Annotated in this window: 16 protein-coding genes; 10 read left to right on the forward strand and 6 right to left on the reverse strand. The window is 66.6% G+C overall.

Going from position 1 to position 15,363, the window contains the following annotated elements:
- The first annotated feature begins 34 nt into the window (after positions 1-34).
- Positions 35-715 (forward strand): HNH endonuclease family protein, encoded by a 681-nt coding sequence (locus tag AC5RWA_RS04225; protein ID WP_275724990.1) that lies wholly within the window; start codon positions 35-37, stop codon positions 713-715.
- A 7-nt stretch (positions 716-722) separates the two neighbouring features.
- Here the strand turns inward: AC5RWA_RS04225 and corA are convergent, their stop codons facing one another.
- The 3 genes from corA to AC5RWA_RS04240 form a co-directional block, all read right to left on the reverse strand.
- On the reverse strand, positions 723-1,718 hold the full coding sequence (gene corA, locus AC5RWA_RS04230; protein WP_079597366.1) for a magnesium/cobalt transporter CorA: 996 nt from the start codon (positions 1,716-1,718) through the stop codon (positions 723-725).
- Between the two features lie 34 nt (positions 1,719-1,752).
- Positions 1,753-2,178, reverse strand: coding sequence for a DUF1761 domain-containing protein (locus tag AC5RWA_RS04235; RefSeq protein WP_494056661.1), 426 nt, complete (start codon positions 2,176-2,178; stop codon positions 1,753-1,755).
- 64 nt (positions 2,179-2,242) lie between these two features.
- Positions 2,243-2,740 carry an Lrp/AsnC family transcriptional regulator gene (locus tag AC5RWA_RS04240; protein ID WP_115525159.1) on the reverse strand — a complete coding sequence of 166 codons (498 nt, stop codon included), beginning with the start codon at positions 2,738-2,740 and terminating at the stop codon, positions 2,243-2,245.
- A 152-nt stretch (positions 2,741-2,892) separates the two neighbouring features.
- On the opposite strand from AC5RWA_RS04240, the gene AC5RWA_RS04245 reads away from it, so the two are divergent.
- Positions 2,893-4,143, forward strand: coding sequence for an MFS transporter (locus tag AC5RWA_RS04245; protein WP_494056662.1), 1,251 nt, complete (start codon positions 2,893-2,895; stop codon positions 4,141-4,143).
- Positions 4,144-4,155: 12 nt separating this feature from the next.
- Here the strand turns inward: AC5RWA_RS04245 and AC5RWA_RS04250 are convergent, their stop codons facing one another.
- Positions 4,156-4,659 carry an Lrp/AsnC family transcriptional regulator gene (locus tag AC5RWA_RS04250; protein WP_494056663.1) on the reverse strand — a complete coding sequence of 168 codons (504 nt, stop codon included), beginning with the start codon at positions 4,657-4,659 and terminating at the stop codon, positions 4,156-4,158.
- A 155-nt stretch (positions 4,660-4,814) separates the two neighbouring features.
- Positions 4,815-6,056 (reverse strand): MFS transporter, encoded by a 1,242-nt coding sequence (locus tag AC5RWA_RS04255; RefSeq protein ID WP_079597361.1) that lies wholly within the window; start codon positions 6,054-6,056, stop codon positions 4,815-4,817.
- 172 nt (positions 6,057-6,228) lie between these two features.
- Here AC5RWA_RS04255 and AC5RWA_RS04260 point away from each other — a divergent pair, with 172 nt between their 5' ends.
- Together AC5RWA_RS04260 and AC5RWA_RS04265 are read left to right on the forward strand one after the other, a co-directional pair.
- On the forward strand, positions 6,229-7,203 hold the full coding sequence (locus tag AC5RWA_RS04260; protein WP_494056664.1) for a LysR family transcriptional regulator: 975 nt from the start codon (positions 6,229-6,231) through the stop codon (positions 7,201-7,203).
- Positions 7,204-7,287: 84 nt separating this feature from the next.
- Entirely contained in the window at positions 7,288-8,229 is a 942-nt protein-coding gene (locus tag AC5RWA_RS04265) for an N-acetylglucosamine kinase (protein WP_494056665.1), read from the forward strand.
- A gap of 48 nt (positions 8,230-8,277) precedes the next feature.
- Here AC5RWA_RS04265 and AC5RWA_RS04270 read toward each other — a convergent pair whose 3' ends face one another.
- The gene (locus tag AC5RWA_RS04270; protein WP_079597358.1) at positions 8,278-9,294 is read right to left on the reverse strand and encodes a pirin family protein; all 1,017 of its coding nucleotides are present in this window, start codon (positions 9,292-9,294) and stop codon (positions 8,278-8,280) included.
- 250 nt (positions 9,295-9,544) lie between these two features.
- Between AC5RWA_RS04270 and AC5RWA_RS04275 the strand changes: the two genes are divergently transcribed.
- The 6 genes from AC5RWA_RS04275 (at position 9,545) to AC5RWA_RS04300 (ending at position 15,334) form a co-directional block, all read left to right on the forward strand.
- Positions 9,545-10,645, forward strand: a complete 1,101-nt coding sequence (locus AC5RWA_RS04275) for an ABC transporter ATP-binding protein (protein ID WP_494056666.1) — start codon at positions 9,545-9,547, stop codon at positions 10,643-10,645.
- Positions 10,645-11,376, forward strand: coding sequence for an ABC transporter permease (locus tag AC5RWA_RS04280; RefSeq protein WP_115525153.1), 732 nt, complete (start codon positions 10,645-10,647; stop codon positions 11,374-11,376). The genes AC5RWA_RS04275 and AC5RWA_RS04280 overlap by 1 nt, the downstream gene beginning before the upstream one ends.
- Positions 11,373-12,116 carry an ABC transporter permease gene (locus tag AC5RWA_RS04285; RefSeq protein WP_115525152.1) on the forward strand — a complete coding sequence of 248 codons (744 nt, stop codon included), beginning with the start codon at positions 11,373-11,375 and terminating at the stop codon, positions 12,114-12,116. Before AC5RWA_RS04280 ends, AC5RWA_RS04285 begins: the two co-directional genes overlap by 4 nt.
- On the forward strand, positions 12,113-13,072 hold the full coding sequence (locus tag AC5RWA_RS04290; RefSeq protein WP_275724975.1) for an ABC transporter substrate-binding protein: 960 nt from the start codon (positions 12,113-12,115) through the stop codon (positions 13,070-13,072). Before AC5RWA_RS04285 ends, AC5RWA_RS04290 begins: the two co-directional genes overlap by 4 nt.
- Positions 13,073-13,206: 134 nt before the next feature.
- Entirely contained in the window at positions 13,207-14,427 is a 1,221-nt protein-coding gene (locus tag AC5RWA_RS04295) for a pyridoxal phosphate-dependent aminotransferase (protein WP_079597353.1), read from the forward strand.
- Between the two features lie 52 nt (positions 14,428-14,479).
- Positions 14,480-15,334, forward strand: a complete 855-nt coding sequence (locus tag AC5RWA_RS04300; RefSeq protein ID WP_494056667.1) for a polyphosphate kinase 2 family protein — start codon at positions 14,480-14,482, stop codon at positions 15,332-15,334.
- The last annotated feature ends 29 nt before the right edge of the window (positions 15,335-15,363 follow it).

The following is a 15,363-nucleotide window of genomic DNA, read 5'->3' on the forward strand; positions in this document are numbered from 1 at the left end:
GTCCAGGCCACGGGCGCCGCATCCGTGAAGGAACATGACGATTAACTTCTCAGCTGCCAGGTCCATAGCCGTTCTTACCAGCCTTCTCCTTGCAGGCACTCTCGCCGGCTGTGATGCTGCAGCCCAGGCATCGCCGTCGTCATCCAACCCTGAAGAAGCCGCTGCCGCGCTTGCCCGGCTGGAAACCATTCCGGTCAAGGGCCGGGCACCGAAGACCGGCTACAGCCGCGACGAGTTCGGGCCCGCATGGGCGGATGTGGACCGCAACGGCTGCGATACCCGCAACGACATCCTCGCCCGCGACCTGGAGGGTGAGACGTTCAAGCCCGGCACCCGGAATTGTGTGGTGGCCACCGGCACGCTGGCCGACAAGTACACCGGCACCACCATCAGTTTTGTCCGCGGCCAGGACACCAGCACGGCGGTCCAGATCGACCACATCGTTGCCCTCTCCGATGCCTGGCAGAAGGGTGCCCGGCAACTCAGCGACGAAGAGCGGCGCCAACTCGCCAATGACCCCTTGAACCTGATGGCCGCGGACGGGCCCACTAACAGTGCCAAGGGTGACAAGGACGCCGCCACGTGGCTCCCGCCGAACAAGGCGTTCCGCTGCGAGTATGTTGCCCGGCAGACCTCCGTGAAGGCGAAGTACCGGCTGTGGGTGACCCCGGCGGAGCGCGACGCCATTGCCGGGATCCTGGCCGGCTGCGTTTAGGGGCCGGTTACAGCCAGCCCTTCTTTTTGAAGATCGCGTACATGGCCAAGGCCGTCGCCGCCATGAGGCCGATGGCCATCGGGTAGCCCAGGTCCCAGTGCAGCTCTGGCATATGGTCGAAGTTCATGCCGTAGATGCCGGCCACGAACGACGGCGCAAACAGGATTGCAGCCCAGGAGGAAATCTTCTTCACCTGCTCGTTCTGCTCCGCGCTGGCCTCGTTCTGCCGGTTCGCCGTCAGGGTTCCGTCCAGGGTCAGGGCGTTCTGCAGGAGGTCCCGGAAGGAGTCTGCCCGGGAAATCACCCGTTCCACGTGGTCCTCCACGTCCCGGAGGCTGTGCTGGAGCTCGGTCTCAACACCGTACTTCGCGAAGCCCCGCTTCAGCTGGTGCATCATGTCCGGCAGCGGGTGGATGGCACGCTGGAACTGGATCACTTCACGGGCCAGTTCGTAGATCCGCCGCGACACCGTTGTGTCACCGCTGAAGAGCTGGTCCTCGATCTCGTCAATGTCGTTTTCAAGCCCGGCCACCACGGGAGCGTAGTCGTCCACCACCCTGTCCAGGAGGGCATACAGCACTGCCTCCGGGCCATGCCGCAGAAGATCCGGCCGTGCCTCCAGGCGTTTCCGGACACGGGCCACGCCGGCCATTTCCGCATGCCGCACCGTGACCACAAAGTTTTTTCCGGTGAAGATATGGAGTTCCCCAAATTCCACCGTCTCGCTTGCATCCAGGTACCGGGCGGGCCGCAGGACGGTAAACAGGTTGTCCTCGTAGCGCTCCATCTTGGGGCGCTGGTGTGCGGAGATGGCGTCCTCCACCGCAAGGGAGTGCAGCCCGAACTCAGCGGCCACTGCCGCCATCTCCTCGGCGGTAGGGCGGTACAGTCCTATCCAGGCCATACCGCCGTGGTGCGCCAGGGTCTCGAACGTCTGCTCCAGGTTTTCGGGTTCGGCATGGCGCACGCCGTCCACGTAAACAGCGTTGTCGATGATGGTCATGGGCGGGTGCCTCCTGTCTGCATAGGCCGCATGCTCAGGACATGGCTCCGATAATGGCCCCTGAGACTGTCATGGCTACCAGGTCATGGCCGGAGTCGATCAGCGTCACGGCGGCCGGGCGCCCGGCGAAACCATTGTGGATGACGTGGCCGCCCGCCCTGAAAACAAGCCCCACAACCAGGGCGAACCAGGCGCCGGCCAGGGCGTTGTCCAGCCCCAGCTTGCTGATCAGGACGGCAAGGAGGATGGCAGTCAGCGCCGCGGCCACCATCATGGGGAGCCAGATCCCGGCCCCGCCGCTGATGTTTTTCAGGTCGTCCTCGGTCTTGCCGATGGCGGCCATCCACCGGTTGCCCAGCACCGCCGGCATGTACCAGACGAAGCCGATGGCCATCGTTGCCGCGAAGGCAAGCAGCACCGCAAGCCAGTTGATCTGTGAAACGTAAGAGAGCCAATCCATTCTCGAAATCCTAGCCGTCCGGCCGCCGCCGCCCGGGATGCGGAGCGTCGGCGGGATGGAGTGGTCAGCTGCCCGCAGCCTTGGCGAGGCCGCTGATCAAGGGCTCGGTCCGGTAGGGGATGTGCGTGTGCAGTGCCAGGACAGTTTCAGTCCGGATGACGCCCTTGATCCGCAGGACCTGCCGCAGGGACGCCTGCAGGTTGTGCGTATCCGTGGCCACCACCCGGCACCAGACGTCGCCGCGGCCCGATATCTCGTGGACCTCCAGGACCTGGGGGATCAGCCGCAGCGCCGCCACCACGCCGTCCAGCTCGCGGTGGGAAACTTCGATGGTAACGAAGGCCACCACGTCATAGCCCACAGCCTCCAGGTCAACTTCCCGCCCGCCCGGGCGCAGCACTCCGGCTCGGATGAGCCGCCGGACCCGGGACTGGGCGGTATTGCGGGCAACGCCCACCGAGTCGCTCAGCTCGCCCACCTGGATCCGGGGATCGCGGATCAGCGCCAGGAGGATCTTCAGGTCGGTAGGGTCCAGCTTGTCCAAATGGTCACTCTCCATCATCGGCGGGTGCAGGTTTTGACGATCCTGCTCAATTCTTCCATGTATTTCCGCTCAAACGAGCAGTAGTGCTCCATTCTGGAGCCATCACCTATTCACGCCGCGCCGGGCTCCCACAAGGACCACCCGCCGCGGCAAAACCGGAAGGCGGCATCATGACGGTCTTCAGCGAACTCCGTATGCGCCCCGCTCCGTCCGCAGCTGCGGGATGGGATGCCTCCACCACGGCACGGCTGGTGATGGCGGGCGCCGTCATTTTTGTCCTTCTGGTGGGAGCCAACCTTGCCACCCCGCTTTATCCACTCCTGCAGGCCGGGTTGGGGCTCTCCGCCCTGGACGTGACAGCTGCTTTTGCCAGCTACGTCCTTGCCCTCGTGGCCACGCTGATGCTGGCCGGGCACTGGTCGGACCACATCGGACGCCGCGCTGCACTCCTTCTCGCCGTGCTCACCGGTTTGGCGGGCGGCTGGGTCTTCGCAGGGGCGGGGTCGCTGGCAGGGCTGTGTGCCGGGCGCGCGCTGCAAGGGGTGGCTGTTGCGCTGGCCACGGGTGCGAGCGCGGCGGCCCTGCGTGAACTGCTGCCGTCCCGCCCGGAATGGGCGTCCCGCTTCACCCTGCTGGCCTCGGCCGGTGGAGTAGCTGCCGGCCCGGTCATCGGCGGGCTGCTGTCCCTGCTGCCCGCGGCCACCACTGCTCCCTACGCCGTGTACTCCGTGGTGCTGGCCGCGCTTCTGGTGCCGCTGTACCTGATCCGGGCCCGTCCGGCCATCATGCTGCCCTCGCCGTCCAGGCCACTGCAGGCACTGGCACCGCGGCGGCCCTCCGTGTCGCAGAACGCACGGGCAGCATTTTGGTTGGCATCCGCCGTCGGCTTCCTCAGCTTTGCTGTCTTCGGGTTTTGCCTCTCGCTGGCTCCCGGTTACTTCGCACAGGTGCTGGGGACGGAATCCCGGCCCCTTATTGGATTGCTCGCAGGCCTCCCACTGGGAACGTCAGCCCTCAGCCAGCTGCTGGCTGTCCGCGGCCGTTACGTCGTTCCTGCCGGACTGGCCGTTCTTGGCGGATCAGTCTTCCTGCTCGGGGCCGCCGGCGCGTGGCACAGCCCTGTGATGCTGGTGCTTGCGGCGGCAACGGCCGGTGCCGGCCAGGGTTTGGCATTCCGCACCGTCTTCAATGAGGTGGCTGCCCGGGTGGAGCCTGCCCGCCACGCCCAGATTGTCAGCACGGTGTACGTCATCACCTACCTCGGCAGTGCCGTCCCGGTCCTGGGGCTCGGCTGGGCAACAGGGGTATTCGGCCAGGCTGCTGCCGTGGGCGGTTTCGTCGCAGTGTGCGGTACGGCGGCGCTTGCCCTGTCCGTCGTGACACTGGCGCACACGGTGCGCCGCCACCCCGGAAGGGGCTAGCCGAGCTTTCCACTACTCCGGAAGTGGCCCGTGGTTGCCCTGGATGTGCTCAAAGACGAGCGTGGTTTCGGTATGCCCCACTACGGGGTCCGTTGCCAGGTTGTCCAGCACCCAGTCCCGCAGGTCCTCCGTGCTTCCGACGGCAATGTGCAGCAGGTAATCCACGGAGCCGGAGGTGTGGAAAGTGGACAACACGGCGGGCAGGTGCGGCACCCGGGCGGTGAAACGGTCAATCTGGTCCCGGTCGTGGGCCCGAAGCCGCACGGCAACCAGCGCCTGCACCGACCTGCCGATGGCCGAGAGGCTGAGCTTGGCCTCGTAGCCCTGCACGATGCCCCGCTCCGAGAGGGCGCGCGTCCGCATCAGGGCCGTGGAGGGGGCTATGCCCACCAGTTCGGCCAACTGCTTGTTGGAGATCCTCGCGTCCTCCACGAGGGCAGCCAGCAGGCGCTCGTCGATGGCGTCCAGCGGCTCCAGGTGGACTCCCGGCCTGGTGTTCCTGGGATTCGTGCTCACTGCGGTTCCTTCCAAGGGTGGTGCGTTCATCCTAGACCGCCGATACCGCGCTTTCACGCCCGAATGAGCGCGCACGGCCGAATTTCAGGAACATTGGCACTCCTTCAGGAGCAGATAATTCGCTCAGGCTGGAAGGCGGCACATCCTGCGGCGGGTCAGGCGGAGGGCCGTTCCGTCCGGGAATGGACGACGGCGGCAGCGGCCGCCGTGAGGCAGGCGAGGACCATAACGGTCACCGCCAGGGCATTCCATCCCCAGGACTGGAATACCAGGCCGCCGGCCCAGCCGATGACGCTGGACCCCAGGTAGTAGGCGAGGTTGTACAGCGATGCGGCCTGGGCGCGTCCGGTGCTGGCGATGGCTCCCGTCCAGCCCGCCCCGATGCTGTGCGCGGCAAAGAATCCGCCGGTGAACACCACCAGGCCTGCCAGGATCAGGGCGAGGGACGGCGCCAGCGTCAAGGCAAGTCCCGCCGTCGACAGGCCCAGACCGGCGAGCAGGATGTTCCGCCGTCCGAAGCGCACCGTCAGCCCTGCGGCCCAACGCGAGGAGACGGTGCCGGACAGGTAGGCCAGGAAGATGAGGCTGATCAGGGTGGCGGGAAGGCTGAAGGGCTCACCGGACAGCCGGAAGCCCAGGTAGTTGTAAACGGCAACGAAGCCGCCCATCATGAGGAAGGCCTGGACGTACAGTGCCAGCAGCCGGATGTTCCGCAGGTGCCCGCCCAGGGTGCGCAGTGCGCCGCCCAGGCCGGCTGCCCGTGTGGAGACGAAGCCCTGGGCCCGGGGCACCAGCACCAGGAAGGCGACGGCGGCAAGCGTTGCCAGGACGGATACGGCCAGGGCCGCTGCCCGCCAGCCCCACAACTCTCCGGCCGGCCCGGCCACCAGGCGGCCGGCAAGGCCGCCCAGCGTGGTGCCCGCCACGTAGCTTCCCGCCGCCAGCGCCGCGTGCGCCTTGGTCACCTCTTCATTGAGATAGGCGATGGCGATGGCGGGAATCCCGCCCAGGGCCATGCCTTCCAGGAGGCGCAGGGCCAGCAGCATGCCGAAGCTGTCCGCCAGCGGCACCAGCAGGCCAAGCACGGTGGCGATGGAGATGCCCCAGGTCATGGCCTTGACGCGGCCGATCCGGTCGGCGAGGAAGGACCAGGGGATCACCGTGACGGCAAGGCCCACGGTCGCCAGGGAAATCGTGAGGGCGGCCTCGGCCGCGGAAATCCGGAGATCCGCTGCCAGCAGGGGCAGGACCGCCTGCGTGGAGTACAGCTGGGCAAAGGTCGCCACGCCGGCAAAGGACAGGCCCGCGAGGATCCGGCCGTAGGCCCGTGATCCCTTGGCATGCCCGTCCCAGCGCGGCTCCGTACCGCTGCCGGTCAGGCTGGCATTGTGTGGCATTCCGCCAGCGTAGCCCTTGCCCAATACATACCTCCAATGCATGTTTTGTGCAAAACTGATAGCAAAATCGGATACTTCCCCAACTGGGTAGCGGCAACTGTCGTTTTCGGTGCCCAACACGACAGTTAGCGCTACCTAGTTTGGGGGGAGTCGGGGAAAGGGAGGCCAAGCCATGGAAGCAGACCACAAGCAACTCATGCAGCTCTTGCCCCTCCTTCCCGTGCTGGCCGAGCTGGGGCGCACGGAGCACGTAACGGAAACGGCGGAACTGCTGGGAGTACCCCAGTCCACGGTGAGCAGGGCACTCGCGCGGGCCAGCGCCGTCGTCGGCACCGAACTCCTGGTGAGGGACGGCAGGGGCGTCCGGCTGACTCCCGCTGCCCGTACCCTGCTGCCGTACATCGAGCAGGCCCTGGCGGAGTTCCAGGCCGGGCTGGACCTGGTCCGCAACGAATCGGAGGTGGTCCGGGGCAGGATCTCAGTCTCCTTCCAGCACACGTTTGGCGAGGCAACCCTTCCGCTGCTGATCAGTGTGTTCCGCAGCCGCCACCCGGGCGCCGTCTTCACCCTGAGCCAGGGCTCCCGGAACGCCTGCCTGGAGGAACTGGCAACCGGTGGGGCGGACCTGGCACTGACCGCCCCGGTGGCGCCGGCCGGCAGGAACCTGCAGTCCTCCCCGCTGTACCGCGAGCCGTTGCGCCTGGTGGTCCATCACAGTCACCCCCTTGCTGGACGGACGACGGCGGGGCTGGCCGACATCAGGACAGAGCCTTTTGTGGCGCTCGGGCCCGGGTACGGCATGCGATCGCTGACCGACGCGCTGTTCCGCGAAGCGGGATACAGGCCCCGCATCGCCTTCGAAAGCCAGGACTCCCACACCATCCGCGGGCTGGTGTCCGCGGGGCTGGGCGTCAGCATCCTGCCGCCCGGGGGCGACGCGCCGGGCCGGACCGTCAGCCCGGAGACGGGAAACCTGGGCTGGGTGGAAGTTCCCCTTGATTCAGCCCTGGCCTTCCGCGAGGTGGGCATCAGCTGGCGGCGCAGGAAGCCCGATGCCGAACCGGTCCAGGTCAGGCTCTTCCGGGAGATGGTGGTTGCCGAGGGCCCGCAGCTGCTGGCCGGGCTGGCCAGGCAGCGGACCGGCTGACGGGCAGGGCAAGAGGACGCGATTCCCGGCGGCGGCGGTCCAGCCCCGGAGGACCGGCCCCTTCGCGGCCAGTACCCTTGTGACGTGACCAACACCGAAAACCCCACCGCACGTCCCGCCGAACCATCCACAGCACGTCCGCCCGCCCGTGTCATTATTGGGCTGGACATCGGCGGCACCAAGACCCACGGCATCCGGTTCGAGGACGGGATCGCCGTTGCCGATGAATCCGCAGGCAGCTCCAACGTGCAGAACGTCACCCGCGACGAGGCCGCGCGCAACATCGCCGACCTCTTCGCCCGGATCGGCGGTGGCAGCGTGTCCCAGGTGTATGCAGGATCCGGCGGGATCGACACGGATGAGGACGCCGCAGCCCTTGCCTCGCTGATCCAGCCGCATGTTCCCGGCGCCCGGGTGACCGTGGTGCATGATTCGCGCCTGCTGCTCGCTGCCGGGCACGCAAGCACCGGGGTGGCGGTGATCGCCGGCACCGGCTCCGCCGCCTGGGGCAGGAACTCCGACGGCGATGAGGCCCGGGCGGGCGGCTGGGGCTACCTGCTCGGGGACGAAGGCAGCGGCTACTGGCTGGGCCGCGAAGCGGTGCGCTACAGCCTCCGGCAGATGAACCAGGGCCAGCCGGCCGACCAGCTCACCTCCGCGCTGTTGCAATCCTGCGGTGTGGACCACCCCAACAAGCTCATTGCCCTGTTCCATTCCCCGGACACCGGCCGCCGCTTCTGGGCCCAGCAGGCCCGGCATGTGGTGGAAGCCGCAGCCGGTGGACACCCCGCGAGCCAGGCAATGCTCGACCAGGCCGGCCGGGACCTGGCAGGCCTGGCGCTCCAGGTCCTGGACCAACTGCGGATCGCCGGCCCCGTCATCCTGGGCGGCGGCCTGGGAATGAACGTGGCACCCCTCCAGGAGTCCTTCCGCCGGCACCTCGAAAGCGCCGGCGTAACGGACGTCCGGGTGCTGGACCAGGAACCGGTCTTCGGCGTGCTGCAGCTGGTGGCGGAGCCGGCCTGACTGTTTGCTGCACCGGCCGGCACTGGCCGCGCTGTTTAGACCCGCTGTTTAGACAGAGCGTTTCCGGGGAGTCAGCCGGACACCGGGAAGCGGGGGAGCGGGGATGCGTCCGGCTTCGGCGCCGGCGTCAGGACCGTGGCCCGCTACCAGGCCGTAGCGGGCGGCAGCCGCCTCCGCGTCCGGCACGCCGTCCTGGGCTTCCCAGGCATCCCGGGCCTGTTCCACTTCCTCGTGCGTGCGGCCCACGAAGTTCCACCACATCAACAGCTCCTCCTCGAACGGCTCGCCGCCGATAAGCAGGAAGCGCGTACCGGGCAGGGCCTCGACCTGGAGTTCCTGCCGGCCGGTGCCCAGATAGCCGAGCGGGCCCGGGGCAAGTTCCTGGCCGTCCAGCGCCAGGCCGCCGTCAAGCACCAGGATGCCGTGTTCAAAGTCCGGGTTCAGCGGCAGCAGCGCCGCCCCCTCACAGGAAACGTCCGCTCCCACAATGGGCGAGTACATGGTGGCCGGGGAGGCGACTCCCGCGAGCTCACCCACCATCACGGTGGCGGTATAGCCTTTCCCTCTGGCCTGGGGCAGTGCCCGGTGCTGTTCGAAGGCCGGCCGGCGGTGCCGTTCCCCATCCGGAAGCGCCACCCACAACTGGAGGCCCCGCTGCACAGGCAGTTCCTCCCCGGCAGGCGGAAGCACCGCGAACTCCGAGTGCGACACGCCGTGACCCGCCGTCATGATGTTCAGTTCCCCCGGACGGACCACCACATCGCTGCCCACGCTGTCCCGGTGGCGGATGTGGCCGGCCAAAGGCCAGGTCACCGTCTGCAGGCCGATATGCGGGTGCGGCAGGACAGACATGGCCGTCCGGTCCGGCCCGAAGCTGTCCAGGAAGCACCACGCCCCGATGGTGGGCAGGCCGCGCTGCGGCAGCGTCCGCTGGACATTCATGGCACGCACACCACCCAGCGGCACTTCCCGTTCCGGCCACAACTGCAGGCACGGCCCCGGGCTTCCCTCGGCGCTCGCCGGCGGACAGACTTCCTGCTGGGGTGATATCTCCAAGTTGGTCACGCTCCCACTTTAGGCCGGTATGCCCCCGACGGCTCAGTGCTTCCCTGCCCTGCCGGTCCCGCATCCCCGGACGGCGTCCCATCCGGGCCGCCCGCGGCTCCGAATGGTCACAGTAGGGATTCCTTTGCCCGGAATTGGTGCCGCTGCTGGTGATGGCGGCCCAGGATTGGGCTACCGTAACTATCAGCGTGCTGATGACAATGTGGCGGTGCTTCCCGCGCCGTCCGAGCAGAACAGGTAAGTCCGCACCATGGACCAGGCGATGATCGAGTTTCAGAGCGTGACCAAGCAGTACCAGGGCGGGCAGCCGGCCGTGGATGACCTCTCCATGTCCATTGGGAAGGGCTCCATCACGGTCTTTGTAGGGCCCTCCGGCTGCGGCAAGACAACCTCGCTACGCATGATCAACCGGATGGTTGAACCCACGTCCGGCACCATCGCTGTTGGCGGCAAGGACGTCACCTCGGTGCCGGCAGCAGAGCTGCGGAGGTCCATGGGATATGTGATGCAGTCCGCCGGATTGCTGCCGCACCGCTCGGTGGTGGACAACATCGCCACCGTCCCGCGCCTGAACGGCGTATCAAAGTCCGATGCCCGCAGACGGGCCGAGGAACTCCTGGATGTGGTGGGGCTGGCCCGCCATCTGGGCAAGCGGTACCCCGCACAACTTTCCGGCGGACAGCAGCAGCGTGTGGGCGTCGCGCGCGCCCTCGCCGCGGATCCACCCGTCCTCCTCATGGACGAGCCCTTCAGTGCTGTGGACCCTGTGGTCCGCGACGAACTCCAGCAGGAACTGCTGCGGCTGCAGAAGGACCTCGCCAAGACCATCGTCTTCGTTACCCATGACATCGATGAGGCCACCGTCCTGGGGGACAAAGTGGCTGTCTTCGCAGTCGGCGGACGGCTCGCCCAGTACGCCACGCCGGAGGAGATCCTGCGTGCCCCGGCCAACGACTTCGTGGCCTCCTTCGTGGGGCGCGACCGCGGTTTCCGCCACCTCGGCTTCACCCCGTCCGACGGCGTTACGCTCCACCCGGTGCCGACCATCGTCCGCGGTCCCTCCAGCCACGAATCCGACCCCGCAGCCGCCGGCGGCTGGCAGCTTGTGGTGGATGCGGACATGCGCCCCCTGGGCTGGGCGACACCGGGCACCGACGCCGGCTTGATCCCCGGCGGCTCGCTGTTCCGGCCGGGCGAGAGCCTGCGCCGGGCGCTGGATGCAGCCCTGTCGTCGCCGTCGGGCCTTGGCGTGGCAGTGGATTCCGAGGGCAAAGTCCTGGGCGTGGTCCGCGGCGGCGAAGTCCTGGCCCTAATTGAAGAGGCACGCCAGATACGGCAGGCTGCACTCTGATGGAGTGGTTCCTGGCGAACAGCGGCATGGTCCTGGAACGCGCGGGCCAGCACATGCTGCTCGCCCTTGTCCCCATGGTTTTGGGACTGCTGATCTCCATCCCGTTGGCGCAGCTGGCCCGGCAGAACCGCACGCTCCGCTCGGTGGTGCTGACGGCCTCCTCGCTCCTGTACACCATCCCGTCCCTGGCGTTGTTCATCATCCTGCCCACCATCCTCGGCACCCGGATCCTGGACCCGCTGAACGTGGTGGTGGCACTGACCATCTACGCCGTCGCACTGCTGGTCCGTGCAGCCCTGGACGCCTTCGACTCAGTAAGTGAGGATGTCAGCCAGGCTGCGGTCGCCATGGGGTACAGGCCGCTGGCACGGTTCCTGCAGGTGGATCTGCCGCTGTCTCTCCCGGTCCTGTTTGCCGGCCTTCGGGTGGTGTCCGTCAGCAACATCTCCCTGGTCAGCGTGGCAGCCCTGCTGGGCATCGGAAACCTGGGGATGCTCTTTACGTCCGGCCTGCAGCGGGATTTTGTTACCGAAATTGTGGTGGGGATCATCGCCATCCTGGTCCTGGCACTGCTGATGGACGCCCTCCTGGTCCTCCTGGAGCGGATCCTCACGCCGTGGGAGAGCGCCGGGAAGCGGCGCACACCGCAACTGGCCGGCGGAAACGCACCAGGGGAAGCTTCCGCCGCCCGTCGTCTTTCCGCACCGAAAACGGGAGGCGGCAACGCATGAGCGTCTTCACCGACACCTTCGCATGGCTCGCCGACCCGGAGAACTGGACCGGCAGCGCCGGCATTCCCGCCCGGCTCGCGGAGCACCTGCAGTACACCGGCCTGGTCATGCTCATTGCCGCCGCAATCGCCGTCCCCATTGGCCTGTACGTCGGCCACACTGGCCGGGGGAGGGTGGCCATCGTTGCACTCGCAGGGGCCCTGCGCGCCCTGCCCACCCTCGGGTTGCTGACGCTCTTCGTCCTGCTTGCCGGCATCGGCCTGATGCCCCCGGTCTGGGCACTGGTCATCCTCACCGTACCGCCGCTCCTCGCGGGCACCTACGCCGGAATTTCGAGCGTGGACCGCAACGTGGTGGACGCTGCCCGGGCCATGGGAATGACCGAACTCCAGGTCCTGTTCCGCGCTGAGTTGCCCAACGCGCTGACCGTGATGTTCGGCGGCTTCCGCACCGGCGTGCTGCAGGTCATCGCCACCGTCTCCGTCGTTGCCTACATCAACCTGGGCGGCCTTGGCCGCTACCTCTTCGACGGCCTTGTCCTCAGCGACTTCCCGCAGATGCTGGGAGGTTCCCTGCTGATCGCAGCCCTGGCCATCGCCGTCGACCTCGTGCTGTCCCTCTTCCAGAGGCTCTTCCTCGCATCGGGAGCCTCGAAGCAGTCACGCCGCAGCCAGCAGGCTGCGGTCGATCTCACAGACCCCGTAATCGCGGAGGCTGTTGTACAAGGAGGTAAGTCATGAATGAAAGCCGTCCCCAACTCTTCGGCAGGCGGGCCCTGGGCGGGCTGGCCGCCGGGCTCGGCGTGGCACTGGCGCTGTCCGCCTGCGGTGGTTCCGATCCCCTGAGCAATCCGCCGGCCACCAGCGCAGGCGGCTCGGGCGAGGCAACGTCCCTCGTGGTGGGCTCGGCGGACTTCCCGGAAAGCCAGATCGTCGCCGAACTGTACGCCGGGGCGCTGAACGCGGCAGGACTCACGGCCACCACCAAGCCGAATATCGGCTCCCGTGAGGTGTACTTCAAGGCTGTCCAGGACGGTTCGGTGGATGTGGTTCCGGACTACACCGGAAACCTGCTGCTCCACGTGGACAAGGAAGCCACCGAGGAATCGGCGGACGACATCGCCGGTGCGCTGCCGGACAAGCTGCCCGACGGACTTGCGGTTGCGGAAGCTTCCAAGGCGGAGAACAAGGACGCCATGGTTGTCACCAAGGCAACGGCGGAGAAGTACCAGCTGAAGTCCATCGAGGACCTGGCCAAGGTCTGCAGTGAGATTGTGGTGGGTGCTCCGGCAACGTTTGCTGAACGTGCCTATGGGCTGCCCGGCCTGAAGGAGAACTACAACTGCGAGCCCAAGAAGCTGGAGCCCTTCAGCGACGGCGGCGGTCCGGTGACCCTTAAGGCGCTGCTGGAAGACCAGGTTCAGGTGGCGGACATCTACACCACCACCCCGTCCATCGCGGACAACGACCTGGTGGTCCTGGAGGATCCCAAGAACAACTTCATCGCCCAGCAGGTGATCCCGCTGTACAACGAGGCCAAGATGACGGACAAGGCGAAGGAAGCCCTGAACTCGGTGTCCAGGATCCTCACCACAGAGGACCTGATCAACCTCAACCGTGCGGTCAGCGGCAGCCAGAAGCAGGGTGCCAAGGAAGCAGCCGAAGCCTGGCTGAAGGAAAAGGGCATTCTGAAGTAGAACGCCCGTCACGGCGCTGTATTTAGGTGATGACGACGGCGGCTGCCGGACTTCGAAAAGTCCGGCAGCCGCCGTCGTGCGTGTGTGGGCGAGGTCTCACGGGTGACACATCCTTCCTGTGGCATATTTGAGGGATGGCAGAATTCAGGCAGTCCACGAAGCTCAACAACGTCCTTTACGACATTCGTGGACCGATCCTCCAGGCGGCCCAGCAGATGGAGGCAGAGGGGCACCGGATCCTCAAACTGAACATCGGCAACCCGGCGCCGTTTGGGTTCGAAGCGCCCGACGCCATCCTGGTGGACATGATCCGCCACCTGCCCCACGCCCAGGGCTACAGCGATTCGCGGGGCATCTTTTCCGCCCGGACTGCCGTCTCGCAGTACTACCAGACCCGCGGCATCCAGAACATCCACGTGGACGACATCTACCTGGGGAACGGCGTCAGTGAACTCATCACGATGTCCCTGATGGCCCTGCTTGACGACGGCGACGAAGTCCTGATCCCCACCCCCGACTACCCGCTGTGGACCGCCTCGGTGGCGTTGGCCAGCGGAAAGCCGGTGCACTACCTCTGCGACGAGGACTCCGGCTGGCAGCCCGACCTGGAAGACCTCGAAGCCAAGATCACGCCGCGGACCAAGGGCATCGTGGTGATCAACCCGAACAACCCCACCGGCGCCGTGTACCCCGAAGAGACGCTGAAGCGCATCGTGGCCCTTGCCGAGAAACATGGCCTGGTGCTCTTCGCTGACGAGATCTACGAAAAGATCCTCTACGAGGATGCGGTCCACGTGAACCTGGCCAAACTGACCGGTGACCACGTCCTCTGCCTGACCTTCAGCGGACTGTCGAAGGCATACCGGGTGTGCGGTTACCGCGCCGGATGGATGGCCATCTCGGGACCCAAGAAGGATGCGGCCGACTACCTGGAGGGCATCAGCCTGCTGGCCAACATGCGACTGTGCGCCAACGTGCCGGCCCAGCACGCCATCCAGACCGCCCTGGGCGGGTACCAGAGCATCAACGACCTGATCCTGCCCGGCGGCCGCCTCCTGGAACAGCGCAACAAGGCCTACGACATGCTGAACGCCATCCCCGGTGTCAGCACCCAGCAGGCACGCGGCGCCCTGTACCTCTTCCCGAAGCTTGACCCTGAGGTCTACCACATCCGCGATGACGAGAAATTTGTCCTGGACCTCCTCAGGGAGCAGAAAATCCTGGTATCCCACGGCCGGGCCTTCAACTGGGTCCGTCCGGACCACTTCCGCATGGTCACGCTGCCCAACGTCAAGGACATCGAAGAGGCAGTGGGCCGGATGGGGGACTTCCTGAGCAGGTACCAGGGGAACTAGCCTGTGCTCACGGGCGCTTGAGCCCCGTGGCACTTCGCGGAAAGGAATTCCCATGGCCGGCGTCATTCGCTTCGATCAGCATCCTTCTGAAACCCTTCGGGTAGGGGACGGGTTCTCCTTGTCCGGCGTCGATCCGGATTCCACTCCCGGCTACACCGGCTCCAAGGAGGACGGCAGGCTGCTGCTGGCCGACATGGACGACGAGCTCACCGAACTGCAGGAAAAGCTGTTCGCCGAGTCCCGTTTTGGCGGCCGCAAGCGGATCCTGCTGATCCTCCAGGCCATGGATACCGCCGGCAAGGGCGGGATCGTCAAGCACGTCATGGCCGCCATGGATCCGCAGGGCGTCCAGTTCAAGGCCTTTAAGGCGCCCACGGACGAGGAGAAGTCCTATGACTTTCTCTGGCGGATCGAGAAGGAAGTGCCGGCGGCCGGCATGGTGGGGGTCTTCGACCGTTCCCACTATGAGGACGTCCTGATCCACCGGGTGCACGGTTGGGCCAGCCCCGACGAGATCAAGCGCCGCTACGTGGCCATCAACGAATTCGAGACGCGCCTCACCGACTCGGGGACCAAAGTGGTGAAGGTGATGCTCTACATCAGCGGCGAGGAGCAGAAGGCCAGGCTGCTGGCCCGGCTGGACAACCCCGCCAAGCACTGGAAGTACAACCGGGGCGACCTCGACGAGCGCGCCTTCTGGGAGGACTACATGAATGCCTACCAGGACGCCATTGACGAGACCAGCACCAGGGATGCGCCATGGCACGTGGTTCCGGCCAACAAGAAGTGGTACGCCCGGATCGCCGTGCAGCAGCTGCTGCTGGGTGCCCTTGCCGAACTGAACCTGGAATGGCCCAAGGCCGAGTTTGACGTCTCCACCGAGCGGGAGCTGATTCTCCGGTCCTGAGCCCCTGCCGGCTGGTTACGGGAACCGGG

Source organism: Arthrobacter sp. 210 2 (assembly GCF_059093025.1).

What these genes read in the sequence shown, in the direction of transcription:
- AC5RWA_RS04285 (WP_115525152.1), top strand. Translation starts at nt 11,373, where the DNA reads ATGAGCGTCTTCACCGACACCTTCGCATGGCTCGCCGACCCGGAGAAC.
- AC5RWA_RS04240 (WP_115525159.1), bottom strand. Translation starts at nt 2,740, where the DNA reads ATGATGGAGAGTGACCATTTGGACAAGCTGGACCCTACCGACCTGAAG.
- AC5RWA_RS04290 (WP_275724975.1), top strand. Translation starts at nt 12,113, where the DNA reads ATGAATGAAAGCCGTCCCCAACTCTTCGGCAGGCGGGCCCTGGGCGGG.
- AC5RWA_RS04245 (WP_494056662.1), top strand. Translation starts at nt 2,893, where the DNA reads ATGACGGTCTTCAGCGAACTCCGTATGCGCCCCGCTCCGTCCGCAGCT.
- AC5RWA_RS04225 (WP_275724990.1), top strand. Translation starts at nt 35, where the DNA reads ATGACGATTAACTTCTCAGCTGCCAGGTCCATAGCCGTTCTTACCAGC.
- corA (WP_079597366.1), bottom strand. Translation starts at nt 1,718, where the DNA reads ATGACCATCATCGACAACGCTGTTTACGTGGACGGCGTGCGCCATGCC.
- AC5RWA_RS04300 (WP_494056667.1), top strand. Translation starts at nt 14,480, where the DNA reads ATGGCCGGCGTCATTCGCTTCGATCAGCATCCTTCTGAAACCCTTCGG.
- AC5RWA_RS04235 (WP_494056661.1), bottom strand. Translation starts at nt 2,178, where the DNA reads ATGGATTGGCTCTCTTACGTTTCACAGATCAACTGGCTTGCGGTGCTG.
- AC5RWA_RS04280 (WP_115525153.1), top strand. Translation starts at nt 10,645, where the DNA reads ATGGAGTGGTTCCTGGCGAACAGCGGCATGGTCCTGGAACGCGCGGGC.
- AC5RWA_RS04275 (WP_494056666.1), top strand. Translation starts at nt 9,545, where the DNA reads ATGGACCAGGCGATGATCGAGTTTCAGAGCGTGACCAAGCAGTACCAG.
- AC5RWA_RS04260 (WP_494056664.1), top strand. Translation starts at nt 6,229, where the DNA reads ATGGAAGCAGACCACAAGCAACTCATGCAGCTCTTGCCCCTCCTTCCC.
- AC5RWA_RS04255 (WP_079597361.1), bottom strand. Translation starts at nt 6,056, where the DNA reads ATGCCACACAATGCCAGCCTGACCGGCAGCGGTACGGAGCCGCGCTGG.
- AC5RWA_RS04295 (WP_079597353.1), top strand. Translation starts at nt 13,207, where the DNA reads ATGGCAGAATTCAGGCAGTCCACGAAGCTCAACAACGTCCTTTACGAC.